Origin of the sequence: Enterococcus devriesei, assembly GCF_001885905.1 — a bacterium.
GTDB lineage: Bacteria > Bacillota > Bacilli > Lactobacillales > Enterococcaceae > Enterococcus_A > Enterococcus_A devriesei.
Window position 1 is genome coordinate 345,016 of the sequence record NZ_JXKM01000002.1, and the last position, 23,047, is coordinate 368,062.

Annotated in this window: 19 protein-coding genes; 17 read left to right on the forward strand and 2 right to left on the reverse strand. The window is 42.3% G+C overall.

The features are described 5' to 3' along the window. Position 1: 1 nt before the first annotated feature. The 7 genes from RV00_RS04250 (at position 2) to RV00_RS04280 (ending at position 8,544) form a co-directional block, all read left to right on the forward strand. Entirely contained in the window at positions 2-1,081 is a 1,080-nt protein-coding gene (locus RV00_RS04250) for a carbamoyl phosphate synthase small subunit (RefSeq protein ID WP_084133228.1), read from the forward strand. Further along, a complete protein-coding gene (gene carB, locus RV00_RS04255) occupies positions 1,082-4,264 on the forward strand; it encodes a carbamoyl-phosphate synthase large subunit (protein ID WP_071861359.1) in 3,183 nt (1,060 codons plus the stop codon). Positions 4,265-4,297: 33 nt separating this feature from the next. Continuing rightward, the gene (locus RV00_RS04260) at positions 4,298-5,086 is read left to right on the forward strand and encodes a dihydroorotate dehydrogenase electron transfer subunit (protein WP_376783298.1); all 789 of its coding nucleotides are present in this window, start codon (positions 4,298-4,300) and stop codon (positions 5,084-5,086) included. Next, the gene (locus RV00_RS04265) at positions 5,086-6,018 is read left to right on the forward strand and encodes a dihydroorotate dehydrogenase (protein WP_071861361.1); all 933 of its coding nucleotides are present in this window, start codon (positions 5,086-5,088) and stop codon (positions 6,016-6,018) included. The genes RV00_RS04260 and RV00_RS04265 overlap by 1 nt, the downstream gene beginning before the upstream one ends. 14 nt (positions 6,019-6,032) lie before the next feature. Further along, the gene (gene pyrF / locus RV00_RS04270) at positions 6,033-6,749 is read left to right on the forward strand and encodes an orotidine-5'-phosphate decarboxylase (protein ID WP_071861362.1); all 717 of its coding nucleotides are present in this window, start codon (positions 6,033-6,035) and stop codon (positions 6,747-6,749) included. Then, positions 6,750-7,376 carry an orotate phosphoribosyltransferase gene (gene pyrE / locus RV00_RS04275; RefSeq protein WP_071861363.1) on the forward strand — a complete coding sequence of 209 codons (627 nt, stop codon included), beginning with the start codon at positions 6,750-6,752 and terminating at the stop codon, positions 7,374-7,376. Between the two features lie 145 nt (positions 7,377-7,521). Then, a complete protein-coding gene (locus RV00_RS04280; RefSeq protein WP_071861364.1) occupies positions 7,522-8,544 on the forward strand; it encodes an AI-2E family transporter in 1,023 nt (340 codons plus the stop codon). On the opposite strand, the gene efbA is transcribed toward RV00_RS04280, so the two are convergent. Together efbA and RV00_RS04290 are read right to left on the reverse strand one after the other, a co-directional pair. Next, a complete protein-coding gene (gene efbA / locus RV00_RS04285; RefSeq protein ID WP_071861365.1) occupies positions 8,541-10,244 on the reverse strand; it encodes a fibronectin-binding protein EfbA in 1,704 nt (567 codons plus the stop codon). The two genes, RV00_RS04280 and efbA, sit on opposite strands and share 4 nt — an antisense overlap. Positions 10,245-10,325: 81 nt before the next feature. After that, positions 10,326-11,993, reverse strand: a complete 1,668-nt coding sequence (locus tag RV00_RS04290; protein WP_071861366.1) for a phosphoenolpyruvate carboxykinase (ATP) — start codon at positions 11,991-11,993, stop codon at positions 10,326-10,328. Positions 11,994-12,167: 174 nt separating this feature from the next. On the opposite strand from RV00_RS04290, the gene RV00_RS04295 reads away from it, so the two are divergent. The 10 genes from RV00_RS04295 (at position 12,168) to aroA (ending at position 22,907) form a co-directional block, all read left to right on the forward strand. Next, entirely contained in the window at positions 12,168-12,728 is a 561-nt protein-coding gene (locus RV00_RS04295; RefSeq protein WP_071861367.1) for a homeobox domain-containing protein, read from the forward strand. Between the two features lie 445 nt (positions 12,729-13,173). Then, the gene (gene trpX, locus RV00_RS04300) at positions 13,174-14,184 is read left to right on the forward strand and encodes a tryptophan ABC transporter substrate-binding protein (RefSeq protein WP_071861368.1); all 1,011 of its coding nucleotides are present in this window, start codon (positions 13,174-13,176) and stop codon (positions 14,182-14,184) included. Positions 14,185-14,188: 4 nt separating this feature from the next. Then, positions 14,189-15,070, forward strand: coding sequence for an ABC transporter permease (locus tag RV00_RS04305; RefSeq protein WP_071861369.1), 882 nt, complete (start codon positions 14,189-14,191; stop codon positions 15,068-15,070). A gap of 4 nt (positions 15,071-15,074) precedes the next feature. Beyond that, positions 15,075-15,857 carry an ABC transporter ATP-binding protein gene (locus RV00_RS04310; RefSeq protein ID WP_071861370.1) on the forward strand — a complete coding sequence of 261 codons (783 nt, stop codon included), beginning with the start codon at positions 15,075-15,077 and terminating at the stop codon, positions 15,855-15,857. A gap of 498 nt (positions 15,858-16,355) precedes the next feature. Further along, positions 16,356-17,234, forward strand: coding sequence for a shikimate dehydrogenase (aroE, locus tag RV00_RS04315; protein WP_071861371.1), 879 nt, complete (start codon positions 16,356-16,358; stop codon positions 17,232-17,234). A 21-nt stretch (positions 17,235-17,255) separates the two neighbouring features. After that, a complete protein-coding gene (gene aroF / locus RV00_RS04320; protein ID WP_071861372.1) occupies positions 17,256-18,296 on the forward strand; it encodes a 3-deoxy-7-phosphoheptulonate synthase in 1,041 nt (346 codons plus the stop codon). Positions 18,297-18,312: 16 nt separating this feature from the next. Next, positions 18,313-19,371, forward strand: a complete 1,059-nt coding sequence (aroB, locus tag RV00_RS04325) for a 3-dehydroquinate synthase (RefSeq protein WP_071861373.1) — start codon at positions 18,313-18,315, stop codon at positions 19,369-19,371. A gap of 3 nt (positions 19,372-19,374) precedes the next feature. Next, complete coding sequence (aroC, locus tag RV00_RS04330; RefSeq protein ID WP_071861374.1) at positions 19,375-20,535, forward strand: chorismate synthase; 1,161 nt, start codon at positions 19,375-19,377, stop codon at positions 20,533-20,535. A gap of 16 nt (positions 20,536-20,551) precedes the next feature. Then, positions 20,552-21,625: a prephenate dehydrogenase gene (locus RV00_RS04335; RefSeq protein ID WP_071861375.1), complete on the forward strand. Its 1,074-nt coding sequence runs from the start codon at positions 20,552-20,554 to the stop codon at positions 21,623-21,625. A gap of 4 nt (positions 21,626-21,629) precedes the next feature. Next, positions 21,630-22,907, forward strand: a complete 1,278-nt coding sequence (gene aroA / locus RV00_RS04340; protein ID WP_071861376.1) for a 3-phosphoshikimate 1-carboxyvinyltransferase — start codon at positions 21,630-21,632, stop codon at positions 22,905-22,907. Positions 22,908-23,047 lie beyond the last annotated feature (140 nt).

Genomic DNA, 23,047 nt, shown 5'->3' on the forward strand with positions numbered 1-23,047 from the left:
GTTGAAAAGACTTTTAATTTTAGAAGATGGCACAGTATTTGAGGGTGAAGGCTTTGGCGCTGAAGCAAATGTTGTCGGTGAAGTAGTATTCACCACCAGCATGACCGGCTATCAAGAAACGATTACCGATCAAAGTTTCAATGGACAAATCATTACCTTTACTTATCCAATGGTAGGAAACTACGGTGTCAACCGCGATGACTATGAATCGATCGCACCAACTTGTAAAGGCGTGATCGTAAAAGAACATGCGAGACTAGCTAGTAACTGGCGCAATCAAATGACGCTAGACGAATTTTTAAAACGCAAAGGCATTCCTGGAATTGCCGGAATCGACACGCGGGCGTTAACCAAAAAATTACGCAGTGTCGGCACAATGAAAGGCAGTATCGTTGATCCAGCCGATGAATTAGAACATTCCTTTGACCAATTAAAAGCAACGGTCTTGCCAACGAACCAAGTGGCGCAAGTTTCAACCGTTACACCTTATCCAAGTCCCGGTGTTGGACGTAATGTCGTTGTCATCGACTTTGGCTTAAAACATAGTATTTTACGGGAGCTATCACGACGGGAATGCAACTTAACGGTGATGCCCTACAACACCGATGCGCAAACAATCTTAGACTTATGTCCTGACGGCGTGATGCTGACGAATGGACCGGGAGATCCGAAAGATGTACCGGAAGCAATCGAAATGATCAAACAGATTCAAGGAAAGGTTCCAATTTTTGGCATCTGTCTAGGTCACCAATTATTCTCATTAGCTAACGGTGCAGATACGTATAAAATGAAATTTGGTCATCGTGGATTAAATCATCCTGTTCGTGAAATAGCGACGGGACGCATTGATTTCACTTCACAAAACCACGGTTTCGCGGTAGATGAAAAGACCATTGATCCAGATAAATTAATGATCACCCACGTGGAAGTCAATGACGGCACGATCGAAGGTGTCCGCCATCGCAATTACCCAGCTTTCAGTGTTCAGTACCATCCTGACGCTGCGCCGGGTCCACATGACGGCGTTCATTTATTCGATGAATTTATGGAAATGATGGATGCATGGAAGGAGCAAGCATAAATGCCAAAACGTACAGATATTAAAAAGATCCTCGTGATCGGTTCAGGACCGATCGTGATCGGACAAGCCGCGGAATTTGATTACGCCGGCACACAAGCTTGCTTAGCGCTAAAAGAAGAAGGCTACGAGGTTGTCTTAGTCAATTCAAATCCAGCGACGATTATGACGGACCAAGAAATCGCTGATACAGTTTATATTGAACCAATTACCTTGGAATTTGTTTCCCGTATTTTGCGGAAAGAATTGCCAGACGCAATCTTGCCGACACTAGGTGGACAAACGGGTTTAAACATGGCGATGGAATTAGCTGACTCCGGCATCTTAGATGAGTTGAAGATTGAACTGCTAGGCACCAAATTGTCCGCCATCGACCAAGCGGAAGACCGTGATTTGTTCAAACAATTAATGGAAGAATTGGACCAGCCGATTCCTGAATCAGAGATCGTCAATACAGTCGAAGAAGCAGTGGCCTTTGCGAACACGATCGGTTATCCAATCATTGTTCGCCCAGCCTTTACACTAGGGGGAACCGGCGGTGGGATGTGCGACAACGAAGAAGAACTTCGAACTGTCGCCGAAAATGGCTTGAAGCTGTCACCTGCGACCCAGTGTTTGATTGAAAAATCAATCGCCGGCTTTAAAGAGATCGAATACGAAGTGATGCGAGATTCTGCGGATAATGCGATCGTCGTATGTAATATGGAAAACTTCGATCCAGTTGGCATTCACACAGGAGACTCAATCGTTTTCGCGCCGAGTCAAACCCTATCCGACTACGAATATCAAATGCTGCGGGATGCTTCACTTTCGATCATTCGCGCATTAAAAATTGAAGGAGGCTGTAATGTTCAGCTGGCCCTTGATCCACATAGTTTCAATTATTATGTCATTGAAGTCAATCCGCGGGTTTCTCGTTCCTCTGCTTTAGCAAGTAAGGCAACTGGTTATCCAATTGCGAAACTGGCTGCCAAAATCGCAGTAGGCCTTACCTTGGACGAAATGAAAAACCCAGTTACGGAAACGACGTATGCTGAATTTGAACCGGCGTTAGACTATGTTGTTGCAAAAATTCCACGTTGGCCCTTTGATAAATTTGAAAGCGGCGAGCGGGTACTTGGGACACAAATGAAAGCCACTGGTGAAGTGATGGCGATCGGTCGTAACATCGAAGAATCTTTGTTAAAAGCGGTTCGTTCATTAGAAATCGGGACATATCATGCAGAACTGCCAGAATTAAGTGAAGTAACCGACGATGAATTAACGGAAAAAATGGTTAAAGCGCAAGACGACCGCTTATTCTACTTAACGGAAGCGATTCGTCGCGGCTATTCAATCCAAGAAATCAATGAATTGACCAAAGTCGATTTGTTCTTCTTAGATAAATTACTCCACGTTGTCGAATTAGAAAGAGCGTTAACCCAGAATAAAAAAGACGTGAGCTTGTTAAAGAAAGCCAAGCAAAATGGTTTTGCCGATGTAAAAATCGCGCAACTTTGGAATATGTCCGCTGACGAAGTAAGAAAATTTAGAACAAGTGAAAAAATCGTACCGGTCTACAAAATGGTCGATACGTGTGCGGCGGAGTTTGAATCACAAACACCATACTTCTACAGCACTTATGAATTTGAAAACGAAAGCGTTCGTTCTAACCGAGAATCAGTTCTTGTTTTAGGCTCAGGACCAATCCGGATTGGACAAGGGGTCGAGTTTGACTACGCAACGGTTCATTCGGTAAAAGCGATTCAAGCGGCCGGCTATGAAGCAATCATTATGAACAGCAATCCTGAAACAGTCTCAACCGACTTCTCTGTTTCAGATAAATTATACTTTGAGCCACTAACGCTAGAAGACGTTATGAACGTCGTTGAGCTAGAGCAGCCAATCGGCGTAATCGTCCAATTCGGTGGACAAACGGCGATCAACTTGGCGGAACCGTTAGTCAAAAGCGGCGTCAAAATTTTAGGAACGACGATCGAAGATTTAGACCGAGCGGAAGATCGTGATCAATTTGAACAAGTCTTACAAAAATTAGCTATTCCGCAGCCGCCAGGTGACACAGCAACCAGCGCAGAAGAAGCAGTAGTAATCGCTGAAAAAATCGGTTATCCCGTTTTAGTTCGCCCAAGTTATGTCCTTGGGGGACGCGCGATGGAGATCGTCGAAAATCAAGCAGACTTAGAAGATTATATGGCGAATGCCGTAAAAGCTTCCCCAGAACATCCAGTTTTAGTCGATCGTTACTTGATTGGTAAAGAATGTGAAGTTGATGCGATCTGTGACGGTGAGACCGTTCTGATTCCAGGAATCATGGAACACATCGAACGAGCTGGGGTCCACTCTGGCGACTCGATGGCGGTTTATCCGCCACAAACCTTCTCAGATGAGTTGAAGGCGACGATTGAGGACTACACTCGCCGTTTAGCGCTAGGGATGAATTGTATCGGCATGATGAATATCCAGTTTGTCATCCATAACGATGAAGTCTTCGTGATCGAAGTCAATCCACGGGCTAGCCGGACGGTGCCATTCTTGAGTAAGATCACGAATATTCCAATGGCGCAAATCGCTACAAAAGCGATCTTAGGGCAAAGCTTGAAGGAATTAGGCTATCAAGACGGGTTGTATCCTGAAAGTGAAATGGTCCACGTCAAAGCACCGGTCTTCAGCTTCACGAAGCTGCAAAAAGTCGATACTTACTTAGGACCGGAAATGAAATCAACTGGTGAAGTCATGGGAACGGATCGCAGCTTAGCAAAAGCTTTATACAAAGCCTTTGCGGCAGCGGGACTTTACTTACCAGATTTCGGAGCTGTCTTGTTCACGGTCGCTGATGAAACGAAAGATGAAGCCTTGGCTCTTGCAAAACGTTTCAAAGAGGTTGGCTATAGTCTGATTGCAACCGCGGGAACGGCCAAATTCTTAGAAGAAAATGGCTTGAACGCCAAAACGATTGCGAAGATTTCGGAATCAGATGATCATAACGTCATCGATTTGATTCGCAGCGGAGAAGCTCAAGTGGTCATCAATACGATGGATAAAAACCGGCAAAACGCTTCTGAAGATGGCTTTATCATTCGAAGAGAAGCAGTGGAACATGGTGTACCATTATTCACGTCGCTAGATACAGCAGATGCCATCTTACGGGTCATGGAATCACGGGCGTTTTCAATTCAAGAAATTTAATTTAAACAGAGTGGAGTTCACTTCACTCTGTCGATCTATAGGGAGGCCGTTATGAAGCAGGAAATGATGACAATCGTTCGTCAACAAGAATTAGCACCGAGAATTTATGAATTGGTTTTGGCGGGTGAATTAGTCCAGCAAATGAAAATGCCTGGTCAATTTTTGCACATCCGCGTGCCAAGAAATGATTTATTATTGCGTCGGCCGATTAGTATCAACCAATATGACCAAGATGCAGGAACTTGTACGATTATTTATCGCGTTGAAGGGGACGGCACAAAGTTTTTTGCGGAACTTTCAGCAGGCGATCAGTTAGACGTTATGGGGCCATTAGGCCACGGCTTTGAAATCGACCAGCTAAATGCAGGGGACACGGCCTTTATCGTCGGCGGCGGGATTGGTGTTCCACCTTTGTATCAGCTTTCTAAAGAGCTAAATGAAAAAGGGATCAAGGTGATCCATTTCTTAGGGTTTGGTACACAAGAAGTCGTTTACTATGCTGATGAATTCCAAGCGTTAGGTGAGACTCGTTTTTCTACCGATGATGGTACCTTTGGACTTCAAGGAAATGTCGGTAATCTTCTATTGGCGGAATCGATTCAACCGGATGCAGTCTTTGCTTGCGGGAATAACGGATTATTAAAAACAGTTGAACAATTGTACAATCAAGTAGAAAATGTTCAACTTTCATTGGAATCTCGAATGGCTTGTGGGATGGGTGCTTGCTACGCATGTGTCTGCCATGTGCCGGAAGATGAAAACAAAAGTGTCAAAGTATGTGAAGACGGACCTGTTTTCCAAGCTGGGGAGGTTATTTTTTAATGAGTATTGCAGTCAAATTACCTGGATTAGATTTAAAAAATCCCATTATGCCAGCTAGCGGATGTTTCGGCTTCGGGAAAGAATATGCGGATTATTATGATTTGAACCAATTAGGCGCCATCATGATCAAAGCAACGACACCGAAACAACGCTTTGGCAATGCCACGCCACGGGTTGCCGAAACACCCAGCGGCATGTTAAATGCGATCGGCTTGCAAAATCCTGGGATGGAGGTTGTCTTAACAGAAATTTTACCTAGCCTCGAAAAATATCAAGAGTTGCCGATCATCGCCAATGTTGCCGGGGCTTGTGAAGAAGATTATGTTGAAGTCTGTGCCAAAATTGGCGACGCCCCCAACGTCAAAGCAATTGAATTAAATATTTCTTGTCCCAACGTCAAACATGGCGGCATCGCTTTTGGAACCGATCCTGAAGTGGCCTATCGTTTAACAAAGTCAGTGAAGGAAGTCGCAAAAGTCCCCGTTTATGTCAAATTAAGTCCCAACGTTACTGACATTGTCCCAATTGCTAAGGCAATTGAAAAGGGTGGGGCGGACGGCTTCACCATGATTAATACGTTGCTGGGCATGCGGATAGATTTAAAAACGCGCCAGCCAATTTTAGCTAATCGGACGGGGGGCTTATCAGGACCGGCCATCAAACCGGTAGCGATTCGTTTGATCAATCAAGTAGCATCAGTCAGCGAACTACCGATCATCGGCATGGGCGGTGTTCAAACAGTGGATGATGTGCTAGAAATGTTTATGGCAGGAGCAAGTGCGGTGGCAGTCGGAACCGCGAATTTCACTGATCCCTATATTTGTCCTAAGTTGATTGAAGAACTACCCATTCGCATGGCGGAACTAGGGATTGAATCCTTAGAACAATTACGGCAAGAAGTTCGGGCTGCTAGTCCGCTTCTCCATAGCTAAACAGGAGGCAGAAAATGGAACAACGACCGATTATCGCTTTTGACTTTGCATCGAAGCAGGAAATTGAAACTTTTTTAACGCATTTTCCTTTAGAAGAAAAATTGTTCATAAAGATTGGGATGGAGCTTTTTTACCAAGAAGGTCCCGCAATTGTAAATTTTTTACGAGCACAAGGCCATGACATCTTTTTGGATTTGAAATTGCATGACATTCCTAATACGGTTCAAAAAGCGATGCGAGGCATTGCGAAAATGGGTGTCAAGATCACAAATGTTCATGCAGCCGGCGGTGTAGAAATGATGTCTGCCGCTAAACAAGGTTTGATTGAAGGAACAAGTGAAGGACAGTCGATTCCGGAATTAATCGCCGTGACTCAGTTAACTTCCACTAGTGAAGAGCAGATGCACGAAGACCAGTTGATCAACGTCAGCTTACAAGAAAGTGTCTTGCATTATGCCAAGTGTGCTAAAAAAGCCGGCCTGGACGGGGTTGTTTGTTCCGCTCACGAGGTCGAAAAAATTCATGAAGCAACCAGTCAAGACTTTATCTGTCTAACTCCTGGAATTCGGCCAAAAGGTGCCAGTGTCGGTGATCAAAAACGCGTCATGACGCCTGACAAAGCTCGAGCAATCGGCTCCAACTATATTGTCGTTGGCCGACCAATCACTCAGGCAAAAGATCCTTATCAAAGCTATTTAAAAATCAAACAAGAATGGAACGGTGAAGTATAAATGATCGCAGAACAAATCGCGAAAGACTTATTATCAATCGAAGCAGTTTCTTTAAGCCCTGACGAACCTTTTACTTGGGCAAGTGGCTTAAAGTCACCAATTTATTGCGACAACCGCGTAACCATGAGCTATCCAGCAGTTCGCCGTGCTATCGCAAAAGGCTTAGCGGATAAAATCAAACAAGACTTTCCGAATGTGGAAGTGATCGCCGGAACAGCTACGGCAGGGATTCCTCACGCAGCTTGGGTAGCTGAATTGTTAGATTTGCCAATGGTCTATATTCGCAGCAAACCAAAAGATCATGGTCAAGGCAATCAAATCGAAGGCCGTATTAAAGAAGGCCAGAAAATGGTCGTGATCGAGGACTTGATTTCAACTGGCGGCAGTGTTTTAGAAGCAGCGCAAGCAGCGGAAAAAGAAGGTGCCGACGTCTTAGGCGTGGCGGCGATTTTCACTTACGAATTAGCTAAAGGAAAGCATAATTTCGAGACAGCTAATATACCATTAGTAACTTTGACTAATTATTCAACCTTGATCGAAAGTGCTTTAACAGAAAATTACATCAATCAAGAACAGCTTGAACTATTAAAAAAATGGCGCCAAGACCCAGAAAACTGGTTAAACTAAGAAAATTAGTTTGTAAAAAAGTGAAAAAAGCATCTGCGGGTGCTTTTTTTATTTTGCTGCGACTACCTTACAAGTATATTAAGAGCTGAAACAGAACATTAATGGTATAGTATTTTCAGAAGTTTTTTAGAAAAGAGGTACTTAGATGTATGAAAAATTTATAAACAATACCCGTTTACGAAGGTTCACTGTCCTCGCACTAGTGATCTTCATTCTTTTTTTAGTCAAAGATTTTTTGACTCCGATTTTACTGACGTTTATCTTTACCTTGATTTCCGTTAGGGTGGTTAAGTTTGTTCAACGCTTTATCAAGGCTCCGACTTTTCTACTGGCGACAATCCTTTATGTGATTGAATTGGTGCTTTTGTATCTGCTGATATCACGATATTCAACGATTTTAATCGATCAAGTCGTTTCAACTTATGATTCGATTGTTCATTTTTATCAGCATAAAGAATTCCAGTCGGATGTCATTACAAATTTTATTGCCGATTATTTTAAAAATCATAATTGGCAAGACAAGTTAGAGAGCGGCGCAGGTATGATTTTGGTTCAATTGCAAAATGTCGGTCGTTTGGCGGTAGAATTTGTCATGTCCTTTATCTTGAGTTTCTTTTTCATGATCGAAAAGGAAAAAACAGTCTTATTCTCTCGGAATTTTCTAAGCAGTGAATATGCGTGGTTCTTCCAAGACTTATTTTATTTTGCTAAAGTATTTGTCGAAACCTTCGGGGTAGTCGTAGAGGTACAATTATTGATCGCGCTAGTGAATACTTTGGTCACGACGTTAGGCCTTGGGGTGATCGGTTTTACTCAGTTACCAACCTTAGCGATTATGATTTTCTTCTTGAGCTTGATTCCGGTGGCCGGGGTGATCTTTTCTTGTATCCCATTAACCTTAATCGCTTATTCAACTGGCGGTATCCAGACGGTCGTTTATGTGTTGATTTTGATTGTGATCGTTCATTGTATCGAAGCATATATTTTGAATCCAAAATTTATGTCCAGTCGAACCAAACTACCGATTTTTTATACCTTCGTAATTTTGCTGTTTAGTGAACGCTTCTTAGGGGTATGGGGGTTGATTGTTGGGATTCCGATCTTTAATTTCTTTTTAGAAATTTTAGGAGTAAAAATAAGAACGAAAAAAACGGAGCAGCTTGATTAAGCTGTTCCGTTTTTACGTAATTGTTCAATCGTTGTTTCTTCAGGTGTGACAAAAAGCGTCTTTTGATTTTCGTAGATCACGAAGCCGGGCTTGGCTCCGTTTGGTTTATGGACATGCTTGACTGCGACATAATCTACTGGAACTTGCGCCGATTGTCGGAATTTAGAGAAATAAGCGGCCAGCTCCGCCGCTTCCATTAAGGTTTCGTCGCTAGGATCATCATGCTTAATGATGACATGGGAGCCGGGGATATTCTTAGCATGGAGCCAAATATCTGATTTACGAGCTTGCTTTAAGGTCAACTGATCGTTCTGTAAATTATTTTTGCCCACTAGGATCTCGGTACCGTCACTGGCGAAGAAATGCTCCGGCTTGGAAGGACTGTGCTTGCGCTTTTTCTTACTGCCTTTTTGTTTTAAATAGCCACTGGCAATCAGTTCTTCTTTGATCACTTCGATATCCATTGGGCCAGCGATTTCTAGCTGTGATAAGACGGATTCTAAATAAGCGATTTCTGACTTTGCTTCAGCGATTTGGTCATAAATCAGCTTCACCGCATTTTTCAGCTTTTGATATTTTTGAAAATATTTTTGGGCATTTTGATTTGGTGTTAAAGCTGGATTCAAGACAATTGTGATTGGCGTGTTTTCTTCATAATAATTTTCCAACTGGATACTTTCAGCACCGCGAGGGACTTGCGCCATAAAAGTTGTCAGCAGTTCACCGTCTCGTCGATATTCTTCAGCGTTCTCTGAATCTTGTAAGGTCTTTTCACGTTTAGCTAGCTTCGTCTGATTTCGTTTGATCTCGTTGTCGACTTTCCGAATCAGCTCGTTGCCTAATTGTTTGACGCGATCCTTTTCAGCCTTTTCGCCGTAAAACCCATCTAACAAGCTGCTTAGGCTTTGATAGGTCGTTGTAGTGTCAAAGCTCTTGAAAGCTAACGGCGCAAAAAATTCTTTTTGGCCGATCGTACCAAGCGTAGGAACCAAGTTGCTTTGAATACTTTGCCAAAAATCAGACCAGACGGACATCTTTTCATTTGGCTTTTCAGCTAACCGCAGGGCCAATTCATTCGCAGTGTCCCGTCCAAGACCTTGAAAAGTTTGCTGCAAGTAACGGCCATCTAATTCTTCGGCGGTAGAAAGCAGCGTAAAGACTTGCTCTTTCGTAACGTGAAATGGATTTAGTTGGGTTTGTTTCGGCGGCTCGATATAATCGCTGCCAGGCAATAAGGAACGATAAGTATTTTGCGAATGACCGACATGTTTGATTGCATCCAAAATCTTACCAGTCTGTTTATTTAACAGAACGATGGTTGAGTGACGCCCCATCAATTCTACGATCAAGACGATATTTTGCAAGTCACCGAGTTCATCTCGTTTACTAAATGTAAAATGGACAACCCGATCGTTTTCGATTTGGTGAATGTCTTCCAAGATAGCGCCATCTAAATGCTTCCGCAGCATCATGACAAAATTTGGTGGTGTATCAGGATTTGTATAAGCAATCTCGGTTAATTGGATCCGAGCATAGCTTGGATGAGCAGAAAGCAGTAGCCGTTGGTTTTTGCCTTGTGCACGAATGACTAATACAATTTCATGTTCGTAAGGCTGGTGGATCTTGGAAATTCTTCCGGTGCTAAGCTGATCATTTAACTCCCGCACCATTGCATGGGTAAAAACTCCATCAAAGGACATATTTTATCCCTCATTTCTATTCGTAATAGCTCTATTATAAACAAAAAAAGGCCAGTGACCAAGCAAGTCACTGGCAAGTGGTTAAAGATTAATTGTTTCTTTGTAGCTATTGAGCTGATCGAGTAGTCCTAATAGTAATTGCTCCGCTTCATTCGGCAAACGATCGTAACCGCCTTGAAAGGTTTTACGCGATTGAACAAAGGCTAAACGTGTTTCTAAGCGACTCATTAAATGGAGCAAGTAATGCTGGCTATCGAAATTCGGCTCATGTCCTTTTACCGGTAAGTAGCTGATTTTATCTAAAGGTCCGAAAGGCTTAAACGAAGCTGAGCCATCAATGATTTTTTCAATACTGGAAAGAGTCTGTTCTGGCGTGACCTTTTGTCCTTTGAAATCACCTGTATTCAAAATGAAGCAGGCTGTTTGCTGTTTCTCAAACAACTCTTTAAAATCCTGATAGTCCTCCTGTAACGGATAACAGCGGAAAGGGTTGGCAAAGGGTTCGATCACTAATTGATCAGACTTTTCGCCAACGATGTTTTCAGCAGTCGAGCGCTTCGTGGCTAAAGTGGCTCCAAAGATAGCCGCCAATGAAGGATCTTCTATTTTGATTAGAGGTGGTAGACTGTCATCCTTCATGATCCAGAATAATCCGTCAACTTTTTCAGCGATATGATCGACCCGATTCGGTGTTGCATAGCGGCTCTTGATACTGCGGCCGTTGCCGTTACGAATATCTTCGGTGACTAAGACTTTTTTATTATCCTCATCTAAAGTGACACCAACATTTTGAGCAGTCACGATATATTTGATTTGTTCGCTAGTCATTGGATAATCCTGTGTTTTATCGAAGTAGGCTGGTTCTAAAGCCGTAGTCGAACCTTTGTCTTTGGAAATCACAAAGGCATCATCATGAAGAACATGGACTTCTCCTTTATTTTTAGGTTTTGCTAAAGTTATGGTTGATTTTCCGGAACCGGATAATCCAAAGGCAGCCATTGTGTATTTTTTATTTTCCAACAAATATTGTTTCATGCCGCCGTGACAAGCAATAAAGCCGTTGCGATGAGCAGTAGCCCAAGCTAAAGTCAAAGTCGCTTTCTTTAATTCGCCAAAGTAGCGCAGTCCTAAAATCCCGGCACAATTATGCTTTGGATCAATCACCACTACACCGTCAGGAAAATCGGGGTGCTGCCAATCCGGGTCTGCGAAAAGAAATAGATCGCCGGTATTAATTGCTTTAGATTCTTGATAAAAATGATGCTTCGCGTCGCCAATTTGGAAATTTAATAAATATGAATAAAGGTTTGGGCTGTAGTCAGCTGGCAGCATCAAATGCGCCTTCACCGTGAATTCTTCGTCTAAACCTACTAGCACATCACCAGAGTAAAACTGCTTGTCTCTTGACTGAAAGACCGCTTCTCGCAGTAACTCACTATAAAAATCTGCATCAATGCCTTCTTGTCCCACAATTCTTCGCGCTGCTGCCGTTCGACCTACGATATTGCCATCATTCGTAACTAAAACTTTCGAATCTGTCGGTAGTTGCAGTTTATTGGTGTGGGCGACACTAAGATCGGTAGTGATTGTACCAGGACTTTTTTTTGCTAAGGCGTAGGCATCCGCCAAATGACGAATCCGTGTCACGTTGTTCCCGTAAAAAGCTGTCTCAATCACACTGCGAATGTTTGAAAAAAGGCGATTCTTTTTGGTGATGTCCTCATGACTAAAATGTTCAATACTACTCATCTGAAAACCTCCTCTAATTAGATTGTTATTATTATAATATCATTAAAATAAAACGCTCACAATCAAATAAAAAAACGTTATTCAAAAAAGACGATTGGAGATAAAGAAATCATCCTCGTGAAGGTAGCGCTTTTAAGATAAAAATAATATAATGATAAGAAGGAGGGCGTTAATATGACTAGATATTTAGAAGTATTTAAAGCGAACGCGATTATTTATTGGCGTAAATTTATTAATATCGTCTCTGAAAATGAGCGCCGCTCCTTGACAATCCTCTTTAGTTTAGTATTAGCGACACTTATTTTTTCAGCTTCCGCTGTTTATGCGCAAAAAAGTATCCGACAAGATCAGCTGAATGAACTAGTTTTCAGTTCATTAAAGTCTGATCATTTGATTCCTTTAGAGTATCAAACGATAGAACAAAAAATTAAACAAACTAAAGCAATCTCGATCATGTTTAGCCAGCCTGACGGAACTTCTTTTGAAAATGTTATGACCATTCTTGACGATCCGAATCAAAAAAATATGTTGAATCGAAAATTTTATTATTATCCGATCGTTTATGATAGTGAAACGATTGCTCAAAAATATCAGCTCGATCCACGGCAGGTGACGTTTATTTTCTTCCAAAATGGAAAAGAAAAAAATCGCTTCGTAGTGGAAAGCTTGAAGGACTTAAATAACGAATTTATTCCTGAACTAAATCGCTTGCCGATGTGGAAATTGAACGGATAAAAATGAGAATAACCGAAAAACAATGAGCTTTTTTTAATAAAAAGTGTTGACAGTCGAATTTTTTTCCGCTAAACTAACTTCAACATCAATCAAGAAGGATGCTATTTCTACTTTTTGCTTTAGCAAATTTAGTAGAATAGTATACGGATGAAGATTATTTCTTAATAACGAAGAAGGAGTGGCATTCATGAGACAAGCAAACTTATCTAATCATCAATTGAATAGCTGGCAAAACTGGCGTAGATAAGTTGTATTTATGAATTCACTCATAGATACAACGTTTAGACAACTTCTAAATCTTGTATCTATGCTGGATATTTTTTCATGTCTATTCCCGCATAGAGACTATCTATGCGGTTTTTGTTTTTTTAGGACAACTACCGTAAAATTTTTGGGTAGTTGTCTATTTATTTGTAAAAAAACAAAAAAATCGGAGGAATTTATCATGAAAAATAAAGGGATTATCGGATCAATCATCGCATTAGCAGTCGTTTTAATCGGAGTATTCGCCTATCAAATGGGGTCACGGCAAACAAGTGCAACTGAAACAAAAGAAGAAATGAAAACTGTAGGGATCTTGCAATTTATCAGTCACCCATCATTAGATCAAATCAAAGATGGTGTGATCGAAGGGTTGAAAGAAGAAGGCTACGAGGATGGTAAGAATATCAAAATCGAATTTTTGAATGGTCAAGGCGATCAAAGTAAATTAAACAGTATGAGTCAGCAATTGTTGGACAAGAATTCAGACGTCCTAGTCGGGGTTGCGACACCTGCTGCTAAAGCGTTAGCCAACGCAACCAGCGATAAACCAATTATTATGTCAGCAATCAGCGATCCGATCGGTGCTGGTCTTGTAAAAGACTTAAAACACCCAGGCGGAAACATCACCGGAGTGAATAACTTAACCCCCGTAGATCAACAACTTGATATGGCAAAAGAATTATTTCCAGATGCGAAAACAGTCGGTATGATCTACTCGTCTTCAGAAGAAAATTCTAAATCACAAATCGATCGAGCAGAAAAACGGGCGAAGAAAGATGGACTGACAGTGAAAAAATATGCTATCAGTTCTAGTAATGATATTGCTCAGATCACCCAGCAAGCTTGCCAAGAAACAGATTACTTATATATTCCACAAGACAATACGATCGCTAGTGCCTTTCAAACAATGATCAACGAATCAGACAAAGCGAAAAAGCCGGTCTTTGTTTCAGTTGATAACATGGTAAAAGAAGGTGGGATCGCCACAGTTGGACAAAACCAATTCAAGCTCGGTGTGGAATCTGGCAAAATGGCTGCCAATGTATTAAGCGGCAAATCAAAACCAGCAACGACACCAGTGAATGTGATCGATTACGGTGACATGATTATTAACGAAGAGAAAGCTAAAGAGTTAGGTATTACGATTCCAGCTAGTATCAAAGAGAAAGCAGAAGTAGTCAAAGGAGAGTAGAAAAATGGTGATTTCAGCGATTGGACAAGGATTTTTATGGGGAATTTTAGGTTTAGGAATTTTTATGACCTACCGCATTTTAAATTTCCCAGATATGACAACAGAAGGGTCATTCCCATTAGGTGGAGCGGTCTGTGTAACGGCGATTACCCACGGCGTCTCTCCATTCTTAGCGACTCTTTTAGGCATCGTTGCAGGAATGTGTGCCGGTTTCGTAACAGGAATGCTTTATACTAAAGGGAAAATCCCCGTCATTTTAGCTGGAATTTTAGTGATGTCGGGATTGAATTCGGTGATGCTATTTATCATGCAGACACCTAATCTTTCTTTATTAAAGCAACCGAAAATTCAAGATTTTTTTACCAACTTAAATCTGCCAGATCATTTTGATATTGTTCTCTTAGGTTTGTTGGCGATTTTAATCATCATCGCCTTACTACTATTTTTCTTTTTCACGGATTTCGGTCAAGCGTACATTGCCACCGGAGACAATGAGAACATGGCTCGTTCGATTGGTATCAATACGGATCGCATGAAGGTTATCGGACTGACTTTATCAAATGGTGTGATTGCCTTATCCGGCGCGTTGATTGCCCAAAATGATGGCTATGCAGATATCGGCAAAGGTGTCGGAGTCATTGTCATCGGTCTAGCCTCCATCATTATTGGTGAAGTCTTGTATGGCGAAGTCACGTTTATTGAACGTTTGGTAGCCATCGTTTTAGGCAGTATCATCTATCAGTTATTGATCTTGCTAATCATCAAAGTGGGCTTAGATACGACTTACTTGAAAATTTTCTCGTCAATCATCTTGGCACTATGTTTAATGATCCCACGTTTAAAAGAGACTCTGCATTTAAAGACTGGATTAGAGAAGGAGGAGTAATTCGATGAATGCATTAGAAGTAAAAAACGCCAATAAAACCATCAGTAACGGCGTCAATGATCAACGGAAAATTTTGAATAATGTCAATTTGACGATTGCTCCAGGCGAGTTCGTAACCGTCTTAGGGGGCAACGGGGCAGGAAAAAGTACTTTGTTCAACAGTGTTTCTGGTAGCTTACAGCTAGATAGCGGGACAGTTGCTGTAATGGGAAAAGATTTAACGAAACTTGCTGAAGAACAAAGAGCCTCGTCAATTGCTCGGGTCTTTCAAGATCCTAAGATGGGAACCGCACCGCGCTTAACCGTCGCGGAAAATTTGGGACTAGCTGAAAAGCGCGGACAGAAACGACGCTTAAAACAGCGCCAGCTGAACCAGAAGAAAGAACTATACCGAGAACTTTGTAAGCTTGTAGGAAATGGCTTAGAAAATCATCTCGATACACCAACAGGATTTCTTTCTGGCGGGCAACGCCAAGCACTAAGCTTATTGATGGCGACGATCACTAAACCGGATTTATTATTATTAGATGAGCATACAGCTGCACTCGATCCAAAAACCGCGAAGCAATTGATGCACTTAACAGATCAGCGAATCAAAGAAGAACAACTCACTTGCTTAATGGTCACTCACAAAATGGAGGATGCTCTACATTACGGCGATCGTGTGATCGTGATGGAAAAAGGAGAGATCATTAAAGATATTAGCGGAGAAGCAAAAAGGCAGATGACCTTAGCGGATTTATTCCTGCTTTTCGAAGAGAGCGAGACAGTAGCTGAAGTAATGTAAATAAAATTATTTGCAGAAAATTAAAAAAACAGGTTGACTTATTTTATAAACAACTCTATACTAAGTTCAATCTTAAATCAGTTTGGAGCGATTTTTATGAATACGAATAAGAGTACGCACACACAACTGAATAATTATTACTTTAGCTATTTTAGATAGGTTTGTGTTCATGATTCATGGATGCAAACGACACAAGTTTGTATCTATGATGGCTAAGGATTTTAAGTTCGACTTAACGCCACATAGATGAAAATCTATAGTGGCTTTTTCTTTGGATTCAATTTATTTTGGAGACTAGGCTCATTGTAGATTTTCTACAGTGGGCCTTTTTGCGAGTTCCACTACTTTTGGAAAATGATTTTACTGATTTAAAAAGTAGCTGGCAAAGTCACTGATTGAAGGTTGATTCACAAATGAGAAAAAGGATATGAGTTCCACTTTTCACAGTTTAACACGTGAAGGGATCATTACCTAAATACGAAAAAGGAGTGAGGAAAGATGAAAAATGAAATTTCGGGAAGGACACGGTTGGCTGGTTTATATGCGCTGCCGGCAAGACACAGCTTTTCGCCAATTATGCATACAACCGCATTTCAAGCAATGGAGGTCGATGCGGTCTATCTAAGTTTTGATGTTCAGCCGGAGCGGCTTGGTGAAAGTATCCAAGCGATTCGTGATCTTGAGATGTTGGGTGTCAATTTATCGATGCCTCACAAAATGGCGGCGGTCCAATATGTTGACGAGCTGAGCCAAGCGGCGCGCTTGATCGGAGCAATTAATACGATCGTCAATCAAGAGGGCAAATTAATTGGGCATATCACCGACGGCATTGGTTGTATGGAAAGCTTGAAGCAAAACGGGATCGCGATCATCGGCAAAAGAATGACGATTCTTGGAGCCGGTGGAGCCGCGACAGCGATTATTACCCAAGCCGCGATCGACGGAGTGGAAGCTATTGATGTTTTTAATATCAAAGATGATTTTTATCAAATGATCGCACCAAAACTCGCAATGATCGCTGAAGAGACCAATTGTCAGATCCAGTTACATGATCTAGCAGAAGAAAAACAATTAGCTGCCTCTTTAGCTGTCAGCAGCCTGCTAATTAACGCGACAAATATCGGAATGGCACCGAAAACGGATCAAATGCCTTTACCTGATCCGACATTATTAAGAAGCGATTTACCCGTTTTCGATGTCATTTATCATCCAGGCGAAACAAAATTATTAAAAGCCGCAAAAGAAAAAGGGGCTACCGCCGTTAATGGTTTAGGCATGTTACTTTATCAAGGCGCTGCGGCATTCAAATTATGGACCGGCAAGGAAATGCCCGTTGAAATGATCCAACCGTTATTGGAAAGAGAAATCCAAAAATAAAAAGTGAAGGAAGTTATTATTATGATCTTAATTATCAAAAAAGGCATTCAAGAAGCAGAATTATCTCCCATTTTATCCCGAATCAAAGAAGAAGGTTTAGGCGTTCAAATCAATCATGGCAAAGACCGCTTAGTGCTAGGCTTGCTTGGCGATCCAAAGATCATTCAAAATGTTCCATTCCAAGCTTACAATGTCGTTGAACGAGCAGTAGCGATCTCCAATACCTACAAATTAACCTCAAGAGAATTTCATCCACAAGATACAGTTGTTGATGTTGACGGCGTAAAAATCGGTGACGGCAGTTTTGTAACAATGGCTGGTCCGTGTTCAGTCGAAGGCGAAGAACAAATCATGGAAACAGCCCGCATGGCAAAAGCTGGTGGCGCTAAAATTTTACGTGGAGGTGCCTACAAACCCCGTACTTCACCATACGCTTTCCAAGGTCTGGGAGAAGAAGGCTTGAAAATCATGCGGAAAGCTGCTGATGCTCACGGCTTGAAAGTGATTACTGAAGTTATGGATGAAGCACATATCGATGTTGTTTGCCAATACGCCGATATCATTCAAATCGGTGCCCGTAATATGCAAAACTTCCGCTTACTAGAGGCGGTCGGTAAAACCGGAAAACCGATTGGCTTGAAACGGGGAATCTCAGGGACGATCCAAGAGTGGTTGAACGCGGCGGAATACATCGCGGTTCAAAACAATTCAAACATTATCTTCATTGAACGGGGGATTCGAACTTACGAAACAGCGACCAGAAACACCTTTGATTTAAGCGCGGTACCATTGATCAAAAAATTGAGTCATTTCCCAATTATTGTTGATCCAAGTCATGGGACAGGGGTTTGGGATTTAGTGGCTCCAATGGCACGAGCAGGGGTGGCTAGTGGTGCGGACGGCATGATCGTTGAGATTCATCCTGATCCTTTACACGCATGGTCTGATGGTGAACAATCATTGAATGAAAAGAATTACTTGCAAATGATGCGTGAAGTTGATGTGATGGTTGATGCGATGAAGAAAATAAATCGTTTAAACGAAGAACTAGCACTTAGTTAAACAGGGGGCAGCTTTCATGGAAATCGTTCTACCAGATAAAAGTTATCAGATCATCGTCAAACGCCACGCCTTGGATTCCGTTGGTGAATGGATCGCCTCACTTTGGAAAAATAAAAAAATCGCGATTATCAGCGATGAAAATGTTTATCCGATTTATGGTGAAAAAATCCAGCAACAATTAGCAGACTATGAGGTTTGCCATTATGCAGTTCCCGCCGGAGAGAGCAGTAAATCATTAGAGCTGGCAAATACTCTCTATGAATTTTTGGCGGATCAGCAATTTACTCGCAGTGACGCGGTCATTGCGCTAGGGGGCGGCGTAGTTGGTGATCTAGCCAGTTTTGTCGCATCCACTTATATGCGAGGCATCGCTTTTGTCCAGATTCCGACTTCATTATTGGCTCAAGTGGATTCTAGTATCGGCGGAAAAACTGCGGTAAATTCAAGTAAGGCTAAAAATATGATTGGGACCTTCGCTCAACCTGATGGGGTATTGATCGATCCGGAAACGTTAAATACTTTGCCAGAATTACGAGTGCGCGAGGGCATCGCAGAAATCATTAAATGCGGTGCCATCAGTGATGCTTCATTATGGCAGGATCTTGAGAAACTAACAGGAGTTCAAAATCTTTTAGTCCACAGCGAAGCGATCATTTTAAAAGCATTACAAGTAAAGAAAACGGTTGTTGAAGAAGATGAATTTGACAATGGCTCACGCTTATTATTGAATTTTGGTCATACGATCGGACATGCCATCGAAAATACCGCTGGCTATGGAAAAATCAGTCACGGCGAGGCTGTAGCGATCGGCATGGTAAAAATTTCTCAAACGGCAGAAATGAATCAGCTAATGCCAGCAGGTATCACCCAAAAAATTAGCACGATGAATCAGAAATACGGCTTACCGATCAATTACCAACCTTGGGAAGCAGAGAAGTTTTATACAGCGATTACCCATGATAAAAAGGCGCGGGGCGACAACTTGAATATCATTTTATTAAAAGATATTGGGCAAGCCTATATTCAAAAAATCAAACTTACAGACATCAAAGACTATATAATAGAAGGGAAGTAGTTTATGCGTTACTTAACAGCTGGAGAATCTCATGGGCCAGAACTGACGGCGATCATCGAAGGAATACCCGCCGGCCTAGAACTTTCGATTGAGAAGATCAATCAAGAATTGGCTCGCAGACAAGGCGGCTACGGTCGTGGTGGTCGTATGAAGATCGAAAAGGACCAAGTCCGAATTACTTCCGGAGTCCGTCACGGCAAAACTCTGGGCTCACCGATCACGATGATCGTTCAAAATCGAGATTGGAAAAATTGGCAAACCGTCATGTCGGTAGAATCAGTGGCAGAAAAAGATCAGAAATTACGTCGGGTCTCAAAGCCACGACCAGGCCATGCCGATTTAGTCGGTGGAATGAAATACGGTCATAATGATTTACGGAATGTTTTGGAACGCTCATCAGCACGGGAAACTACAATGCGGGTGGCAATCGGTGCAATCGCCAAACAAATTTTAGCAGCAGTTGATATTGAGATTGCCAGCCATGTAGTGATTCTTGGCGGCATCGAGGCGGCTGTACCTGAAACAATCAGCGTTCAAGAAATCCAAGCAAAGGTCAATGCATCAGAAGTCAACATGGTGGATGAAACGGTGGAAGAATCCGTTAAAGAATTGATCGATCAAACGAAAAAAGCTGGCGATACGATCGGCGGTGTCGTAGAAGTTCGGACAGATAATGTTCCCGCAGGTTTAGGCAGCTATGTTCAATGGGATCGCAAACTTGATGGAAAAATCGCCCAAATCATGATGAGTATCAATGCGTTCAAAGGCGTAGAATTCGGGATTGGTTTTGAAGCGGCTCGTCAACCCGGGTCAAAGGTTATGGATGAAATTGTATGGAATGAAGGCTACAGCCGAAGGAGTAATCATTTAGGCGGCTTCGAAGGAGGCATGACTAACGGCGAACAAATTATCGTTCGGGGTGTGATGAAACCAATTCCAACGCTTTATAAGCCTTTGATGAGTGTCGATATCGATACCAAAGAACCTTACAAAGCAAGTGTTGAACGCTCAGACAGTACTGCGGTCCCGGCGGCTTCAGTTGTGGCAGAGCACGTTGTTTCCACTGTTTTGGCAGAAGAGCTACTAGACAAATTTTCTAGTGATAAGATGGAAGAATTTAAGCAAGCGGTAGCGGCTTACCGCGAAGCTGTTAAAAATTTTTAGGAGAGCAGGTGAGACAGTGAAAAAGAAGGTTTACGTTTTAGGACTTGGGTTGATCGGTGCTTCCCTTTGCCGTAGCATTAAAAATTCGGAGATCACACTCTACGGTTGGGATCATCAAGCTGAGACTCGAAAAATCGCGCTTGACGTCCAATTGGTGGATCAAATTGTTTCCCTTGATGAAGCACCTGCGATGGATGTAATCATCTTAGCTGTCCCTGTGCTCTCAACGTTACACTATTTACACGAGTTAGCCCGCTTGCCATTAAAAAAATCGGTGATTGTAACAGACACTGGCAGTACCAAAAATGAAGTCATGACCTTAGCTAAAACATTGCCATTTACGTTTATCGGCGGACATCCAATGGCTGGTTCTCACAAATCTGGGGTTAAAGCAGGGAATCCGAACCTTTTTGAAGAAGCTTATTACATTTTGACACCGCCTGAAGGAATCGATGTTGAGCCGCTAATGGAACTTTTAGAACCGACAAGGGCCAAATTCGTCGTGATCGAACCGGAATCTCATGATGAGATCGTTGGTGTGTTAAGTCATTTGCCTCACATCGTGGCTTCCGGCTTAGTAAGTATGAGCGATCAATTAGCCGAAAAATACCCACGAGCGACTCAATTAGCGGCCGGAGGCTTTCGGGATATCACTCGTATCGCATCTTCTGATCCGCAAATGTGGACTGACATCTTATTAACTAATCGCACCATTTTATTGGAATTGATCTCAAATTGGCAAAATCAAATGGCACGTATTCGCGAAAGTCTAGTGGCAGAGGATCAGCCGGCAATTTATGAATTTTTCAGTCAAGCCAAGCAGTCCAGAGACCATTTGCCTGCTAAAGATCATGGTGTCATCCCCGCCTTTTACGATCTTTATGTTGATATCCCGGATATTGCAGGGGCGATCGCCAAAGTCATGACCGTTTTAAGTGGGGCGGAAATTTCAATTATCAATTTAAAGATTCAAGAGACACGAGAAGATATTTTCGGCGTGTTAGAACTTTCATTTAAAAATCAACAAGACTTAGAAAAGGGACAGCGATTAATCGAAGCAGAAAAGTTTAATTGTCGCAGAAGGAGTTGAAACGATGAAGCTACTTTCCACAAAAAAAGGGCTGAATGGCACACTGACGGTACCGGCGGATAAATCAATCTCACATCGCAGCATTATGTTTGGCGCAATCAGTGAAGGTACGACAAGGATTCATAATTTTTTAAGAGCCGAGGATTGTCTCAGTACCATCGCGGTTTTTAAAGCATTAGGAGTAAGTATCACTGAAGACCAGCGGGATATTATTGTTGAAGGCAAAGGGATTGAAGCCTTAACGACAGCGAATCAATTACTGGATGCTGGAAATTCCGGCACAACGATGCGTTTAGTTTTAGGAATTCTAGGCGGACGTCCTTTTACTAGTGAAATTGCCGGCGACGCTTCCTTAAATCGGCGCCCGATGGAGCGGGTGATGGGTCCTTTACGCCAAATGGGCGCGCAAATTCAAGGAGCAAAAGGCGGCGAATTCCCACCAATTCAAATCCACGGTCAGAAACTGAGTGGAATCACTTATGAAATGCCGATCGCAAGTGCTCAAGTAAAATCAGCGATACTGTTTGCGGCACTGCAGGCCGAAGGGACGACGACGATCATTGAAAAAGAAAAATCCCGAAATCACACAGAAGAGATGATCAAACAATTTGGCGGTGAGATCAACGTCGACGATAGAACCATTACTTTGACTGGTGGTCAGCATTTAGTCGGTCAAGAAGTAATCGTTCCCGGTGATATTTCTTCCGCGGCCTTTTATCTAGTAGCGGCCAGCATTTTACCAGAAAGCCAGCTGCTACTGAAACATGTAGGAGTGAATCCCACTCGGACAGGTATTTTAGATGTTTTGTTAGAAATGGGCGCAGAGATTCAGCAAACCAATTTAGATCAAAAAAATCAAGCGGCGGATTTGGCAGTAAAAACAGCGAACTTGCAGGCATGTGAGATCGGCGGCGAAATCATCCCCCGTTTGATTGATGAGCTGCCAATCCTGGCATTAGCTGCCACACAAGCCAATGGGACGACGATTATTCGCGATGCTCAAGAATTAAAAGTCAAAGAAACCAATCGAATTGATGCGACAGCTCAAGAGCTAAATAAATTAGGAGCGAAGATCGAAGCGACCGATGATGGTCTGATTATTCACGGACCGACACCGCTACATGGCGGAGCGGTGGACAGTCACGGTGATCATCGAATCGGGATGATGTTGCAGATAGCTGCACTGCTGACAGATGAAGTGGTGGAATTAAACAATCCCGATGCCATCAATATTTCCTATCCCAATTTTTTCACTGACGTAGCTCAACTAATTACGGATTAAGAATGATACGAAGGATGTCAGTTCCGCTTTTCACAGTTTATTCAATTTAATTGATAAGAAATTATAGTCACCTCACTCAAGTGAAAAGATGTTTAGCGGAATGATATACGGCATGAGAATCAGACTAATTATTTTGCTTT

Bases quoted from the DNA above. Each gene is read 5' to 3' on its own strand.
- carB (WP_071861359.1), top strand. From the start codon at position 1,082: ATGCCAAAACGTACAGATATTAAAAAGATCCTCGTGATCGGTTCAGGA.
- RV00_RS04265 (WP_071861361.1), top strand. From the start codon at position 5,086: ATGAGTATTGCAGTCAAATTACCTGGATTAGATTTAAAAAATCCCATT.
- pyrF (WP_071861362.1), top strand. From the start codon at position 6,033: ATGGAACAACGACCGATTATCGCTTTTGACTTTGCATCGAAGCAGGAA.
- pyrE (WP_071861363.1), top strand. From the start codon at position 6,750: ATGATCGCAGAACAAATCGCGAAAGACTTATTATCAATCGAAGCAGTT.
- RV00_RS04280 (WP_071861364.1), top strand. From the start codon at position 7,522: ATGTATGAAAAATTTATAAACAATACCCGTTTACGAAGGTTCACTGTC.
- efbA (WP_071861365.1), bottom strand. From the start codon at position 10,244: ATGTCCTTTGATGGAGTTTTTACCCATGCAATGGTGCGGGAGTTAAAT.
- RV00_RS04290 (WP_071861366.1), bottom strand. From the start codon at position 11,993: ATGAGTAGTATTGAACATTTTAGTCATGAGGACATCACCAAAAAGAAT.
- RV00_RS04295 (WP_071861367.1), top strand. From the start codon at position 12,168: ATGACTAGATATTTAGAAGTATTTAAAGCGAACGCGATTATTTATTGG.
- trpX (WP_071861368.1), top strand. From the start codon at position 13,174: ATGAAAAATAAAGGGATTATCGGATCAATCATCGCATTAGCAGTCGTT.
- RV00_RS04305 (WP_071861369.1), top strand. From the start codon at position 14,189: ATGGTGATTTCAGCGATTGGACAAGGATTTTTATGGGGAATTTTAGGT.
- RV00_RS04310 (WP_071861370.1), top strand. From the start codon at position 15,075: ATGAATGCATTAGAAGTAAAAAACGCCAATAAAACCATCAGTAACGGC.
- aroE (WP_071861371.1), top strand. From the start codon at position 16,356: ATGAAAAATGAAATTTCGGGAAGGACACGGTTGGCTGGTTTATATGCG.
- aroF (WP_071861372.1), top strand. From the start codon at position 17,256: ATGATCTTAATTATCAAAAAAGGCATTCAAGAAGCAGAATTATCTCCC.
- aroB (WP_071861373.1), top strand. From the start codon at position 18,313: ATGGAAATCGTTCTACCAGATAAAAGTTATCAGATCATCGTCAAACGC.
- aroC (WP_071861374.1), top strand. From the start codon at position 19,375: ATGCGTTACTTAACAGCTGGAGAATCTCATGGGCCAGAACTGACGGCG.
- aroA (WP_071861376.1), top strand. From the start codon at position 21,630: ATGAAGCTACTTTCCACAAAAAAAGGGCTGAATGGCACACTGACGGTA.